The 13,124-nt window shown below is 37.2% G+C and carries 12 protein-coding genes; 7 read left to right on the top strand and 5 right to left on the bottom strand.

All coding sequences use genetic code 11. The annotated features are described in order from the left end of the window. Positions 1-178: 178 nt before the first annotated feature. The 5 genes from CLU97_RS09975 (at position 179) to pdeM (ending at position 7,070) form a co-directional block, all read left to right on the top strand. A complete protein-coding gene (locus CLU97_RS09975) occupies positions 179-1,201 on the top strand; it encodes a ligase-associated DNA damage response exonuclease (RefSeq protein WP_121487792.1) in 1,023 nt (340 codons plus the stop codon). Continuing rightward, positions 1,198-2,778: an ATP-dependent DNA ligase gene (locus tag CLU97_RS09970; RefSeq protein ID WP_121487791.1), complete on the top strand. Its 1,581-nt coding sequence runs from the start codon at positions 1,198-1,200 to the stop codon at positions 2,776-2,778. Before CLU97_RS09975 ends, CLU97_RS09970 begins: the two co-directional genes overlap by 4 nt. Before the next feature lie 185 nt (positions 2,779-2,963). After that, on the top strand, positions 2,964-5,417 hold the full coding sequence (locus CLU97_RS09965) for a ligase-associated DNA damage response DEXH box helicase (RefSeq protein ID WP_121487790.1): 2,454 nt from the start codon (positions 2,964-2,966) through the stop codon (positions 5,415-5,417). 356 nt (positions 5,418-5,773) lie between these two features. Further along, positions 5,774-6,376 (top strand): 2,3-bisphosphoglycerate-dependent phosphoglycerate mutase, encoded by a 603-nt coding sequence (locus tag CLU97_RS09960; protein WP_034698193.1) that lies wholly within the window; start codon positions 5,774-5,776, stop codon positions 6,374-6,376. Positions 6,377-6,425: 49 nt separating this feature from the next. Continuing rightward, positions 6,426-7,070: a ligase-associated DNA damage response endonuclease PdeM gene (pdeM, locus tag CLU97_RS09955; protein WP_121487788.1), complete on the top strand. Its 645-nt coding sequence runs from the start codon at positions 6,426-6,428 to the stop codon at positions 7,068-7,070. A gap of 165 nt (positions 7,071-7,235) precedes the next feature. Here pdeM and CLU97_RS09950 read toward each other — a convergent pair whose 3' ends face one another. Together CLU97_RS09950 and CLU97_RS09945 are read right to left on the bottom strand one after the other, a co-directional pair. Then, positions 7,236-8,189: a nitrilase family protein gene (locus tag CLU97_RS09950; RefSeq protein WP_121487787.1), complete on the bottom strand. Its 954-nt coding sequence runs from the start codon at positions 8,187-8,189 to the stop codon at positions 7,236-7,238. Positions 8,190-8,255: 66 nt separating this feature from the next. Next, positions 8,256-9,053 (bottom strand): helix-turn-helix domain-containing protein, encoded by a 798-nt coding sequence (locus tag CLU97_RS09945; protein WP_121487786.1) that lies wholly within the window; start codon positions 9,051-9,053, stop codon positions 8,256-8,258. A 159-nt stretch (positions 9,054-9,212) separates the two neighbouring features. Between CLU97_RS09945 and CLU97_RS09940 the strand changes: the two genes are divergently transcribed. Then, positions 9,213-9,719, top strand: coding sequence for a pyridoxamine 5'-phosphate oxidase family protein (locus CLU97_RS09940; protein WP_121487785.1), 507 nt, complete (start codon positions 9,213-9,215; stop codon positions 9,717-9,719). 86 nt (positions 9,720-9,805) lie between these two features. Here CLU97_RS09940 and CLU97_RS09935 read toward each other — a convergent pair whose 3' ends face one another. The 3 genes from CLU97_RS09935 to CLU97_RS09925 form a co-directional block, all read right to left on the bottom strand. Continuing rightward, on the bottom strand, positions 9,806-10,039 hold the full coding sequence (locus CLU97_RS09935) for a thioredoxin family protein (protein WP_121487784.1): 234 nt from the start codon (positions 10,037-10,039) through the stop codon (positions 9,806-9,808). Positions 10,040-10,048: 9 nt separating this feature from the next. After that, entirely contained in the window at positions 10,049-10,933 is an 885-nt protein-coding gene (locus CLU97_RS09930; protein ID WP_121487783.1) for a dihydrodipicolinate synthase family protein, read from the bottom strand. 139 nt (positions 10,934-11,072) lie between these two features. Beyond that, positions 11,073-11,528 (bottom strand): cupin domain-containing protein, encoded by a 456-nt coding sequence (locus tag CLU97_RS09925; protein ID WP_121487782.1) that lies wholly within the window; start codon positions 11,526-11,528, stop codon positions 11,073-11,075. A 101-nt stretch (positions 11,529-11,629) separates the two neighbouring features. Here CLU97_RS09925 and CLU97_RS09920 point away from each other — a divergent pair, with 101 nt between their 5' ends. Then, positions 11,630-13,060 (top strand): PLP-dependent aminotransferase family protein, encoded by a 1,431-nt coding sequence (locus tag CLU97_RS09920; protein WP_121487781.1) that lies wholly within the window; start codon positions 11,630-11,632, stop codon positions 13,058-13,060. The last annotated feature ends 64 nt before the right edge of the window (positions 13,061-13,124 follow it).

Genomic DNA, 13,124 nt, shown 5'->3' with positions numbered 1-13,124 from the left:
CTATTCGAAACAGCTTTTTTTATCTCTTTTACTGTTCCACTATCAAACCTATGATTTTATTAATCATTCATCTAATATGAAACCGTTATTAGATTTTATACCACAAAAATTAAAAAATAAACAGTTTATTGTAAATTGGTTAAGTTTTTGAAGCGTATTTTCTAAACCAGTCACACCATTGAAATTAATCACATTTACCAAAAAAGGAATTTACTGTCCACAGGGAAAATTCTACATAGATCCCTGGAGACCCGTAGATATGGCAGTTATCACCCATGGTCATGCCGATCATGCCCGCTGGGGAATGAAAAAATATCTTTGCCACCATTTTACCAAGCCCATTCTATATCAAAGAATTGCACCGGACATTGAATGTCAAAGTGTAGAATATGGAGAAGTGATTACCATTAATGGAGTAAAACTTTCCCTGCATCCTGCCGGGCATATTATTGGTTCTGCACAGATAAGGCTTGAATATAAAGGATATGTAACCGTCATTTCGGGAGATTATAAAGTTCAGGAAGACGGACTGAGCACTCCTTTTGACCTGGTAAAATGCAATGAATTTGTCACAGAAAGCACCTTTGGTCTGCCCATTTACAACTGGCTGGAAGTTCCGGATTTAAATAAAAAACTTCAGAACTGGGTACTGAAAAATAAAGAAAACAATAAAACCTCTGTATTCATAGGATATTCGTTGGGAAAAGCCCAGCGTATCATGAAAGCAGTGGAAGAATTGGGGAAAATATACGTCCATTATTCCATCGGAAAACTGAATGAAGCTTTTGAAACAGTAGGAATTGATCTTCCGGAATACACCATTGCAGATTTCAGAGAACGTCCAAAAGAAGTGGAACATGAAATTGTTATTGTACCCCCTGCTTTACTCGACAGTAATATTATTAAGAAAATTCCGGATCCGGCTACAGCCATATGCTCCGGATGGATGCAGGTACGAGGTGCCAGAAGATGGAGAAGTGCAGATGCAGGATTTGCCATGAGTGATCATGCAGACTGGAAAGGATTATTGCAGACTGTAAAAGCCACTGAAGCAGAATTGGTGCACGTTACTCACGGACAGACAGAGGTTTTCTCAAAATATCTGAATGAAATAGGAATTGAAGCAGATGTTGTAGAAACACTTTACGGTGAGGATGAAGAAGAATCTGAAAAAGAAACACCAGAAAATCCGGAATCATGAGACATTTTGCAGAACTTATCAACGCATTGGAAACCACCAATAAAACCAATGCTAAAATTGATGCCATCATAGATTATCTGGAACGGGCTCCTGATGAGGATAAAGTATGGTTTATTGCCTTGTTTACCGGAAAAAGACCCAAGAGAAATGTAAACACCAATTACATGAAAGAATGGGCGCTGGAAATCATAAAACTTCCCTACTGGCTGTTTCAGGAATCATATTCTTCCGTGGGAGATCTTGGAGAAACGTTATCATTAATTCTTCCCCCTCCGGAGGAAAAGATAGAACGTTCATTATCAGAATGGATGAGCGATATTGTCAGTTTGAAAGGTAAAACAGATGCAGAAAAGAAAGAATTTGTACTGCAATCATGGAACGGTCTGGATTATACCGAACGTTTGATTTTCAATAAATTAATTGGTGGAAGCTTCCGGATCGGAGTATCAGATAAAACATTAATTAATGCTTTGACCAGGTTTTCAGGACAGGAATCGAGTGCTTTGATGCACAGTTTAATGGGGAAATGGCTGCCGGATGAAGTCTCTTTCAAAGAACTTATTGATGCGGAAAATGTGAATCCGGACAATTCAAAACCTTATCCTTTCTGCCTGGCCTATCCTTTGGAAAAAGAAACTAAAGAATTGGGAGATCCCGATGAATGGCTGGTAGAATACAAATGGGACGGAATACGCGGACAGATCATCCGGAGAAACGATGAAGTCTTCATCTGGTCAAGAGGTGAAGAACTCGTGACAGAACAATTTCCGGAAATTGCAGAAGTCATAAAAGCCATGAAAGGCAACTTTGTACTGGATGGAGAAATACTTGCGGTAAAAGAGGGTAAAGTTTTAAATTTTAATGAATTACAAAAAAGATTAAACAGGAAAACTTTAACTAAGAAAATGCTCTCGGAAATTCCCATAGAAGTTTTTGTCTATGATTTGCTGGAACTGGAAGACAATGATCTGAGAGAAAAACCAATCTCCGCAAGAAGAGCTTTGCTTGAAGAATTGCTACTGAATGAAAATCCGGAACGAATCAGTATTTCCAAAAGCCTGGATTTCGAAAAATGGGAAGAACTGGATTCTCTTCGTGAAAATTCAAGAGACGTAAACAGCGAAGGATTGATGTTAAAACAAAAAAACTCACCTTATCACTCAGGACGAAAAAAAGGCGACTGGTGGAAGTGGAAAATCAATCCGTTTACCATTGATGCAGTTCTTATTTATGCCCAAAAAGGCAGCGGCAGACGAAGCGCCTATTATACTGATTATACTTTTGCCGTGAAAAACGGGGATAGTTTGGTGACCATTGCCAAAGCCTACTCAGGATTAACGGACAAAGAAATTATGGAAGTGAGCCGGTTTGTTACCAAAAATGCCATTGAAAAATTCGGTCCTGTAAGAACCGTAAAAGCAGAACTGGTCTTCGAAATTGCTTTTGAAGGAATTGGTTTCAGCAATCGTCATAAAAGTGGTGTAGCCCTGCGGTTTCCAAGAATTGTAAGATGGCGGAAAGACAAAACAGTAGACGAAATTGATGATTTGGAAGAAATTAAAAAATTAATACAGTAATATTTTAACGCAAAGACACAAGAATTTTTTACTTAAGCGTAAAATTCGTTGTTCGTAAAGGCACTTCGTTCAGCTACAATAAAATATGAACTTTGCAAAGTGAAACGCTCTTGCGATCGAAAAATAAAATGTTATTATACAAACTCTGAGCGCCTTTTGCGTCAAAAATTTAAATCAAATATAAATTGGCAGCTTTTGAACATACCGACGGATTAAAGATCATTCAGCAATGGATGGGCGATAAAGGTATTGCCCCTTTTAAATTTCAGCTTGAAACCTGGAAGAAATTTGGCAACGGATACAGCGGAATGGTGGTGGCTCCTACCGGTTTTGGGAAAACTTTTTCTGTCTTTTTAGCTTTAATTGCAGATTTTCTGAATCATCCTGAACAATACAAAAAAGGCTTAAAGATGCTTTGGATAACGCCTCTCCGGTCTCTTTCCAAAGATATTGCAAAGGCTATGCAGGAAGCTATTGATGAAATAGGGCTAGACTGGGCGGTAGGCGTAAGAAACGGAGATACGGATCCAAAAGTAAGACAGCAGCAGGTAAAAAAAATGCCTGAAATTCTTGTGGTAACTCCCGAAAGTCTTCATTTGCTTCTGGCTCAGAAAAATAATGAAAATTTTTTCAGGGATATGAAATGCGTAGTGGTGGATGAATGGCATGAATTGCTGGGCTCCAAGCGTGGTGTCATGGTAGAACTCGGAATTTCACAACTTAAAAAATATGTTCCGAAGATTAAAATCTGGGGCATTACAGCCACTATTGGAAACCTGGATGAAGCCATGGAAGTGCTTATTCCGTATGACATCAAAAAGACAAAAATTACAGCCAAAGAACATAAAAAAATAGATATTCTCCCCGTTTTTCCGGACGAAATCGAGATATTACCATGGGCAGGACATCTTGGAAACAAACTTGCAGATAAAGTAGTTCCCATTATTCTGGAGTCAAAATCTACCATTGTATTTACGAATACCAGAAGCCAGAGTGAAATGTGGTACCAGCTTTTACTGGATGCTTATCCTGATTTTGCAGGTCAGATCGCCATTCATCATAGTTCTATTGATGCCCATTTAAGAATCTGGATTGAAGAAAATTTAAGCTCAGGAAAATTAAAAGCCGTAGTTTCTACATCATCTCTAGATCTTGGAATTGATTTTAAACCTGTTGATACCGTTATTCAGATTGGTTCTGCCAAAGGAGTTGCCCGCTTTCTTCAAAGAGCCGGACGCAGCGGCCACTCCCCTTTTGAAACGTCCAGAATATATTGTGTTCCAACCCATTCTCTGGAACTGATTGAAGTTTCAGCTTTAAAAGAAGCCGTAAAACAGAAAGTGGTTGAGCCCAGAGAGCCACAGGTCTTATGTTTTGATGTATTGGTGCAGTTTCTGATGACATTGGCGGTTGGAGACGGCTTTTATCCTGATGAACTGTATGAGAGAATCAAAAAAGTATATGCTTTTCAGGAAATGCTGGACGAAGAATGGAAAAATATTCTGGAATTTCTTACCATTGGCGGCAGTGTTTTAAAAAACTATGAAGAGTTTCATAAAATCGTCATTATGGAAGACGGTCTTTATAAAGTAACTTCAAGGAAAATAGCCATGCTCCACCGGATGAATATGGGCGTAATTGTAAGTGATGCCATGCTGAAAGTAAAATTTATCTCCGGAGGCTATATCGGAATGATTGAAGAATATTTTATTTCAAAACTGAAAAAAGAGGAAAAATTCATTCTGGCCGGACGTACACTGGAAGTGGCTATGATTAAAGATATGACAGTATATGTAAGAGCAGCAAAAGGAAGAGCTTTAGTTCCAAGTTATCTTGGTGGAAGACTTCCTCTGAGTTCCAATCTGGGGAACTTTTTAAGAGAAAAACTGTCGCATGCTTTAAGTCCTAAAGCTTCGGAAAAAGAACTTAAATTTTTACACCCTCTCCTGATCAATCAGGAAAAAAATTCACACATTCCCAAAGAAGATGAATTTCTCGTGGAAATGATCAAAAACCGTGAAGGATATCATTTGTTCATGTATCCTTTTGAAGGCCGTCTGGTACATGAGGTAATGGCCGCTCTTATCGCTTATCGTATCTCAAAATTGGCTCCAATTTCTTTTTCTATGGCGATGAATGATTATGGATTTGAGCTGTTCAGCGATAAAGAAATTCCGTTAAATGAAGAAAATCTGCAACACATTTTAAGCAGAGATAATCTGATGAATGATGTAATTGCAAGTATCAATTCTGCTGAAATGGCGAGGAGAAAATTTCGTGATATCGCAGTGATTTCAGGAATGGTCATTCAAAATTATGCAGGACAACAGCGCTCCAACAAGTCTTTACAAAGTTCTGCCGGACTGATATTTAAAGTATTGGAAGATCATGATCCCAATCATTTTTTAATAAAACAGGCCTATACAGAAGTCTTCAATATGCAGCTTCAGGAACAGCGGCTTGTGGAGGCTTTTAAAAGGATTGAAAAATCTGAAATTATCTTAAAACATTCCCGTTCTTTTACTCCTATCAGCTTCCCGATCAAGGTTGACAGCTTAAGGCAGACCCTTTCAAGCGAAGGACTGGATGCAAGGATTAAAAGAATGCTGAAGCTATCCAATATAAGTGATCTTTTATAATCAATTAATGTGTTTTCTGTAAGAACAGATATGCCGATGAATATTTGTTTATCGCAAAGACGTAAAAAATTGATAATAATAACGTTTTATGGCACAAAGATTTTATCTCCGGTAAAATTTAGTCCCGTTAGACTTGCTGAAAATCTCACATTGAGCTAAGTCGAAATGTTCTTGCGCCTTAAATAAAAATAGATACTATAAAATTTGCGAGATTCTAAAATTTATAAAATCAAATAAAAACCTATCGTTTTAATCTTATTCTCAGCCTAATATTATACGTTAATTTTCTTGATAATTTTAAATAATCACCGTAACTTAGAATATACCTTCTTAGAAGTTGAAATAAAATTTAAATAATGGAAAAATTGTTCTTAGTCCGTCACGGGCAGTCACTCTGGAATCTTGAAAACAGATTTACAGGGTGGAAAGATATCGATATAACAGAAGCCGGCATTGAAGAAGCAAAAAAAGCAGGTCTTGCGCTAAAAGGGGAAAGAATAGATATAGCATTCACCTCTGCCCTGATCAGAGCACAACACACCCTTTCTATTATCCTGAATGAAATTGGAAATCCCAATATCCCGGTCATCAAAGATAAAGCATTAAACGAACGTTCTTACGGAAATCTTGAAGGACTCAACAAAGCAGAAACCGCTCTGAAGTATGGTGATGAACAGGTTCATACCTGGCGCAGATCATTTGATGTGGTTCCACCGGGCGGAGAAAGTCTTAAGGATACTTACAACAGAGTGATTCCTTATTTTGAAAGCCAGATAAGACCTTTGCTGAAACAAGGCGAAAATGTATTGATCGTCGCCCATGGCAACAGCCTTCGTGCACTCATTATGTATCTTGAACATCTTTCTCCGGAAGAAATTCTGGAAAGAGAGATTGCGACCGGTTTTCCTCTGACTTATGTTTTTGATGAAAAATTTCATGTAAGCCGGAAGGTTGGCTAAATATGATCTAAATAGTTTAATTTTAAACATTCATTTTTCAATCCATCAAGTGTTTATAGCAACTAAAAATATTTCCATCCATAACGAAACTTTCACTCTGACCAATCAGCGGGCAGCATTCTGGCAAAAAGAAAAAGCATTGATCCTTTCTGATCTGCATATCGGGAAAACTGCTCATTTTCGTAAAAATGGGATTGCACTTACCAATCATATTATGAAAAGTGATCTGGAAAGATTATCAGCGCTGATTGAATATTTTCAGCCTGAAAAATTCATTGTAGTTGGAGATTTACTTCATGCAGGGGACAATTCTGATGTGGACGAATTCTGCACCTGGAAAAACCAATATCCAGACATACAGTTCTATCTTATTGAAGGAAATCATGACCGGATTTCAGAAGCTCTGGAGAAAAAATTATGCTTTAATCACAAATCTGAATACTTTGAAGTGAATGGTATTACTTTTATTCATGATTTTGATGCAACAAAATCCGGGTTTCAGATTACCGGACATATTCATCCGGGAATTGTGCTAAATTCTGCTGTGAAAAATATTCGACTCCCTTGTTTTGCTCTAAGCAGCAATCAGTTATTATTACCTGCTTTCAGTAAATTTACAGGACTGGACACGAAAAACCTGCCTAAGAAAAGTACATTTTTTGTATTTACAGATGCCGAAATTTATGAAATTTAATCTAAAATCTTATTACTAGAGGATTTTATATGGAAAATAATGTCATTAAATAAAAAGAATCCCTGTCAAGGTTTTGAACCTTGACAGGGATAGCACAAATAGGATTCCTATCCATATAAAAGAATAAATCTCTCCTGCATACTATCTACAGAAGAGAGTCAATTTTTAATGGGATTTATCATTAAGCCAAACTACTTTTTGTTCAGATAAATGCTCCTGCCCAATAATATCTCTGTATAATTCCGGCCTTCTGGCTTTGATATAGCGATATCCTCCTGCTTGGGTAAGTTTTTCACGAGTAAGGACTGCTGATTCAAAACTGTCTTCCCACGAACGGCATTCTGCAATTACATCTCCAAAAGGATCAATAATCATAGAACATCCGTTTTTCAGCTGATCATCATCCATCCCAACAGGATTTGAAAAAACAATATAAGCTCCGTTATCATAAGCTCTGGACGGAAGCCACTTCATCAGCCAGTCTCTGCCTTTCATTCCATCAAACTCCAGACGTAAAGAAGTAGGATCTGCTACCCTGTTTTCCCAAAGCTGAGGATCTACAAAACCTGCTCCCGGCCGTGTGGAAGGGGTACACATTGTAACGTGAGGCATAAAAATAATTTCAGCACCCAGAAGTTTAGTGGCTCTTACATTTTCAATCACATTATTGTCATAACAGATCAAAATTCCGCACTTCCAGCCCATAATATCAAATACACAATACCCATTTCCAGGAGTAAGATTGGAATTAATGAAAGGGTGCAGTTTTCTGTATTTAGCCTTCAGACCAGTTTTATCAACACAGACATATGCTTTGAAAAGGTTATCATGTTCATCTTTTTCAAATAATCCTGCTAAAACGGTGATATTGTGCTTGATCGCGATTTCTTGTAATTTTTGAATGCTTTCACCTTCCGGGATAAGTTCAGCAATATCAAGAAGCTGTTCTCTGGAAAGCTTTCGGGCAAAAGTATAACCTGTAATGGAACACTCATGGAAAGCAATCACATGAGATCCTTTAGATGCTGCCTCACCGGCTAATTTTTCTATAATGGATAGATTATAAGCTTTATCTCCGCTTCTGTTTTCAAATTGTGCAGTTGAAATTTTAATATTCATTGATTTTTTTAAGCAAAACTAGCTGGTATCATATCTGAAAAATTGTATAAAACCGACATCCTTGTTTTACAGCTCAATGAAATTAACAGCCATTTTATTTTCTGTATTCAGATATTGTTTTGGAGTAAGCCCTATATTATTTTTGAATTCCCTGATAAGGTGTGACTGGTCAGAATATCCGGCTTCATAGGAAAGTGTTGTCATATTTTTATCATCAATCCCATAATTCATAAGACTTAAAAAGTAATGAAGACGGATGATATTTCCGTATTTTTTGGGAGACATTCCCATGTGGTATTCAAATTTTCGCTCTAAATGACGCTCAGAATATCCAGTGAAATACTGCAAGTGTTTGGAAGTTACAGAACCTTTATTTTGAAGAAGATATTGTTGTGTAGCTGTTATTAAATGATGATCTGAATGCATTCTTTCTGATAAAAAATGGGTAAAAAAAATATTCAAATCCTTGATTATTGTCAAAGGGTTCTCTTTATTAAAAAGCTTTTCCTGAAATACTTCCAATTTGTTCATCAATACATCTTCTACAGAAACAATCTGATTCCGAATATCTTTAGCTGAAGTTTTTAAAAGGATATTCAGAAAATAAGGTTGAAATACAACAGCAATAAGGGAAAATTTACCTTTTGAAGAGAAATCTTTATAGCCGTTTAAAGTACCGTAGAAAAAGGAAACCGGCATCCGATCTTCAGAAATACCGGAATACAGATTCATATCTTCTGACAAAATAAGCCCCGAACTTCCATCCGTAAACAGCCTTAAGCTTTTTATATCCTCTTGGAAATTTTCCAAAAAAATATAATGCCTGATATAACGGGCCAGATGTTTGGGAGGCGAAATCTGCATCCATCAAATTTACGCAAAACTTATTGATTGAAGAGAAATTAAACCCAGATACCACACTTTATTTCTCTTTGGTCAGGTATTTGAATGATTTACTACATGTTTGTTCATTCTGATGGATAAATATCCACAATCAATATCAATCACTTAAAATATTATATTATGTCAACAGAAAATCTTACCCACCTGGAAGCGATTAAAAAGATCAAAGAACTGTCAGAAAAAGCCAGAATATGCATGTTCTGTACAGAATTGGAAACAACTCCTATCAATTCAAGACCTATGACGCTGCAGGAAACTGACGACAGCGGAAATCTATGGTTTATCAGCAGTGGAACCAGCAACAAAAATTTTGAAATAAAAGAAGACCGAAGAGTGCAGTTATTTTTTATGAATAACAGCGATTCTCAATATCTTTCGGTATATGGAGAAGCTTCTGTGTATAAAGACAAAGCAACGATAGAAGATAAATGGTCTCCTCTTGCTAAAGCTTGGTTTGACGGGAAAGATGATCCCAATGTCACTATTATTCGTGTAGAACCTAAAGAAACCTATTATTGGGATACGAAAGCAGGAAAACTGGTCAGTCTCTTTAGTTTTGTAGCTTCTGCCATAACAGGACATAAAACCAATAATTCTGACGGTGTGGAAGGAAATGCAGTAATTTAGAAGGTTCAAAATAATCAATAAATTCTTTAACAAGAAAAAACGGCTCAAAAAATGAGCCGTTTCGTGTATACAAGATTAATGATGGTCTAACCTTTCACATCCTCCATAGACGCTCCAAAATTAATATGAAGCACATTGCCGTTAGGATTTACTAAAGCTGGCACAGACTTTACACCTGCTTTTTCAGCGTCTTCAATTCTGTTTCTGTCATTACCCAAATGGATAATTTCAACATTTTCCAAACCTATAAGGCTAACGATATCATGTTCTGCGCTAATGCATACAGGGCACCCTGCATGATAAAAAATGGATTTTTTCATACGATTGTATTAATTAATAAGGGTTTTAATAATATTTTTTAATTCTTCTGTTTCTTTTTCATGTAAAGGTTTCAAAGGGCTTCTCAGATTCCCGCCATTTTCACCCAGAATATTCAGACCGGATTTCACAGCTCTTGGTAATCCTTTGTTCACAATAAATTTTAAAAGGTCAAACTGCTGGTAGAAAATCGTTTTTGCTTTTTCAAGATCCCCTTCTTCTATTGCATTGTAAAGACTGATATTCAATTCAGGAATAAGATTGGGTGCAGCTGTACACCATCCTCTTGCTCCTGCAGAAAATGCAGCGAGTGCCAAAGGGTTTGAACCATTATAGAAAGCCACTTCCTCACCCAGTTCTCTTCTCAGATAGTGCATTCTCTGAACATCTCCCGTACTTTCTTTAATCATGGTTACATTAGGAATTTCAAGAAGCCTCCTCAGCAAAGCCGGAGACATGTCTACTCCACTCGTTGCCGGATTATTGTAGGCCATGATCGGAATGGAAATCTTACTGGCTACGGCATCATAATGTGCTACAATTTCATCATCAGTAAGCTTCCAGTAGCTCATGGGAATAATCATAACAGCGTCAGCTCCTGCTTTCTCCGCAAACTGAGCATGGTGAATCGTTTTCTCTGTCGTCAGGTTAGAAACTCCTACAAGTGTCGGAATTCTTCCTTTTACCTGCTGCAAAGTGGCTTCTGTAACTTCTTCTTTTTCTTCATCAGACAGATAAGGCATTACCCCTGTACTTCCCAATGGAGCAATTCCATGGCTTCCTGAGGTGATCAGCCTTTCAACCAAATGTTTGAAAAGAGGAATATCTACTTTTTCATTTTCATCAAAAGGGGTTATGGGATAGGCTATAATCCCCTTGAATGGTACATTTTTCATGTTTTGCTTGTTTAAAAATTTAAAATAATTTTAAACCATTCAGAAAGAATAAGTTGTTAAGAGTAGCTTCCTTTAAAAAAATCATATCCAATATCAAATACAACAGACTTATGCTTCTTAATGGCTTAAGATATTAATATTAAAGATCTCTTCCTTCTTCCTCTCTCAGGGCTACACCTAAGTTCTGCAATTGAGGGGCATTTTCGCAGGCAATATATTTGGCAGGTTCCGTATTGCTCAGATTCTGGTGTTTATGCCAAGCCCAGGAAGGAATATATACAGCATCACCTGCTTCCCAGTGTACTTTTTCATCTTCCACTTCTGTCCAGCCTTTTCCTTCAATGACATATAATACAGTCTCATACGTATGACGGTGTCTGTTGGTTTGCTGTCCGGGAGTTAATCCTCCAATCGTCATGCTCACATTCTTACTCGGAAGGTCTACAAAGAAAACCGGATGCTTTCTTTCTGTTGAAAACTGATTGTGCTCACCTGCATTTTCTACATTTTTATGAATCAGATGACTTGGCTTTACATACTTTGGTCTTGCAAATGTTTCGTGGAAGTCTTTAGAACTGAATTGTTTCTTATCCATGATTTTAAAATTATTATGGTTTTGTGCTTTATTGCATGACAAAATTATTTTATATTTGGACTGTTTAAATGATTCAGTTTTCACATAAATAGATAGTCCAGATGTTACGCCCTTGGAAATTGGAATTAGAAATTGATAAAAAGCTTGATAAGGCACTTTATCTACAGATTGCGGATACTATTATCACCGATATCCGCTCAGGAAGGTTAAAAGCCGGAGATACACTCCCCGGAAGCAGAAATCTTGCACAGGCTTTGAAAATCAACAGGAATACTGTTGTAGAAGCATATCAGGTGCTGATCAATGAAGAATGGGTGATTTCCAGAGAACGGAAAGGAATTTTTGTTTCTGAAAATCTTCCGGCTTTGTATGAAAAAAATGCTGATGCGCTCCACTATTCTCACAATCAACAAGTAATGTCTAACAGAATATTAATCAATTTCGATGACGGCCACCCCGACAGTAAAATTGCACCCGTAACAGAGCTGGCAAGAGCTTACAGGCAAATTTTCAGCATCAAAGCAAAATGGCAGATGATGGGTTATGGAGATGAACATGGCGATATAGAATTCAGGAAAATGATTTCTCAGATGCTTAACCATCAGCGCGGAATGCATATTCATGAAACTGAAATCTCTATTACCCGGGGCAGCCAGATGGGAATGTTTCTGACTGCTCAGAGTCTTTTAACTTCCGGGGATTGTGTTATTGTAGAAGACCCGGGATATCAGCCCGCATGGCAGGCTTTTCAATATGCCGGAGCACACCTTTTACCTGTGCCTGTGGATCAGGAAGGAATCAATATTGAAGCTGTTGAAAAACTTTTAAAACAACATCAGAATATAAAAGCGATATACATTACTCCTCACAGGCAATATCCTACTACAGTTACATTGAGCCTGTCAAGAAGATTAAGACTGATTGAGCTGTCAAACCAGTACAATATGACTATCATTGAAGATGATTATGATAATGAGTTTCATTTTGGATATCGCCCTATCCTGCCTATTTCAAGCTTTTCTGAGCTTCACAATTATGTGTATATCGGAACATTGAGTAAGGTGGTAGCGCCCGCTTTGAGAATTGGTTATCTGGCTACTAAAAACCTGGAATTACTGAAAAAAATCGGTGATCTGAGAAAGATTATAGATATGCATGGAGATGTCATCATGGAACAGGCAGTGCTTCAATTGATTAAAGAAGGTGCGGTAAAAAAGCATATCAGAAAAGCAACCGTTCATTATAAAAACAAAAGAGATTTTGTCTTTGAACTGTTGAAAAAGCATATGATAGACATTGCAGATTTTACACTGCCTGAAGGTGGTCTTGCTTTTTGGATTGTTCCTAAAGTACAATTAGATTGGGATGTGGTAGCGGCTTTGTTATTAGAAAAAAATATTAAAATTATTCATCCTGAACAATACAGCCAAAATCAGGTGAATGGATTCAGATTAAGTTATGGAGCGCTGTCTGAGGAACAGCTGGAACAGAGTATTTCTATTATTTCAGAGATTATTTCTAAGTTTTCTTAATTTTTTTGAACCACAGATTACTCAGATTTACACAGATATTAGGTTCAAACCAAATATTATGGTT

The organism is Chryseobacterium sp. 7 (assembly GCF_003663845.1).
Taxonomy (GTDB): Bacteria; Bacteroidota; Bacteroidia; order Flavobacteriales; family Weeksellaceae; genus Chryseobacterium.
The sequence above is the reverse complement of the archived record's forward strand: the minus strand, read 5'-3'. Positions and strand labels throughout refer to the sequence as shown.

Bases quoted from the DNA above. Each gene is read 5' to 3' on its own strand.
- CLU97_RS09935 (WP_121487784.1), bottom strand. From the start codon at position 10,039: ATGAAAAAATCCATTTTTTATCATGCAGGGTGCCCTGTATGCATTAGC.
- CLU97_RS09945 (WP_121487786.1), bottom strand. From the start codon at position 9,053: ATGCAGATTTCGCCTCCCAAACATCTGGCCCGTTATATCAGGCATTAT.
- CLU97_RS09970 (WP_121487791.1), top strand. From the start codon at position 1,198: ATGAGACATTTTGCAGAACTTATCAACGCATTGGAAACCACCAATAAA.
- CLU97_RS09940 (WP_121487785.1), top strand. From the start codon at position 9,213: ATGTCAACAGAAAATCTTACCCACCTGGAAGCGATTAAAAAGATCAAA.
- CLU97_RS09950 (WP_121487787.1), bottom strand. From the start codon at position 8,189: ATGAATATTAAAATTTCAACTGCACAATTTGAAAACAGAAGCGGAGAT.
- CLU97_RS09930 (WP_121487783.1), bottom strand. From the start codon at position 10,933: ATGAAAAATGTACCATTCAAGGGGATTATAGCCTATCCCATAACCCCT.
- CLU97_RS09960 (WP_034698193.1), top strand. From the start codon at position 5,774: ATGGAAAAATTGTTCTTAGTCCGTCACGGGCAGTCACTCTGGAATCTT.
- CLU97_RS09920 (WP_121487781.1), top strand. From the start codon at position 11,630: ATGTTACGCCCTTGGAAATTGGAATTAGAAATTGATAAAAAGCTTGAT.
- CLU97_RS09925 (WP_121487782.1), bottom strand. From the start codon at position 11,528: ATGGATAAGAAACAATTCAGTTCTAAAGACTTCCACGAAACATTTGCA.